This window comes from Bradyrhizobium sp. 23AC (assembly GCF_054863025.1).
In genome coordinates this window covers 1-914 of record NZ_JAVAYN010000063.1, presented here as the reverse complement: position 1 = coordinate 914, position 914 = coordinate 1, and the positions used below count along the sequence as shown (strand labels likewise).

General features: G+C 66.1%; 1 protein-coding gene. It reads right to left on the bottom strand.

The window, feature by feature from the left end:
• The coding region (locus RAD10_RS41430) for a VCBS domain-containing protein (protein WP_461621973.1) at window positions 1-914 on the bottom strand (914 nt) is incomplete at both ends.

The following is a 914-nucleotide window of genomic DNA, read 5'->3' as shown; positions in this document are numbered from 1 at the left end:
TGGGCTTCGCCCGTGTCGGGATCCACAATCGTGAGCTGGCCGCTGGTGTTGAGGGCGGCGGCGGTGTCGCCTTCGGTGACGGACTTCGAGTCCGATGAGACCGTGGCCGCGTCGTTGCTGCCGGTGATGGTCACCGTCACGATGCCGGAGGCGGTGCCGTCCTGGCTGGTGACCGTGAACTGGTCCTGCACCTGCTGGCCCGCAGTGAGCTCATTGTGCGCGTCATTGCCGGTGTAGCTCCAGGCGCCATTGGCATCGATGGTGAAGTCGCCATAGGTCCCGTGGACGTTCGATTGCGCCACGACATGGGCTTCGCCAGTGTCGGGATCCACAATCGTCAATAGGCCGCTCGTGTTGAGGGCGGCGGCGGCATTGCCCTCGGTGACGGACTTCGAGTCCGACGAGACTGTGGCCGCATCGTTGCTGCCGGTGATGGTGACCGTCACGATGCCGGAGGCGGTGCCGTCCTGGCTGGTGACCGTGAACTGGTCCTGGACCTGCTGCCCGGCGGTGAGCTCATTGTGGACGCCATTGCCGGTGTAGCTCCAGGCGCCGTTGGCGTCGATCGTGAAGTCGCCATAGGTGCCGTGGACGTTCGATTGCGCAACGACGTGGGCTTCGCCCGTATCCGAGTCGGTGATGCTGAGCTGGCCGGAGGTGTTGAGCGCGGAGGCGGCGTCGCCCTCGGTGACGGGCTTCGAGTCCGACGAGACCGTCGCCGCGTCGTTGGTCCCGGTGATGGTCACCGTCACGATGCCGGAGGCGGTGCCGTCCTGGCTGGTCACCGTGAACTGGTCCTGGACCTGCTGGCCGGCGGTGAGTTCGTCATGCGCGCCATTGCCGGTATAGCTCCAGGCGCCGTTGGCATCGATGCTGAAGTCGCCGTAGGTCCCGTGGACGTTCGTCTGCGCCAC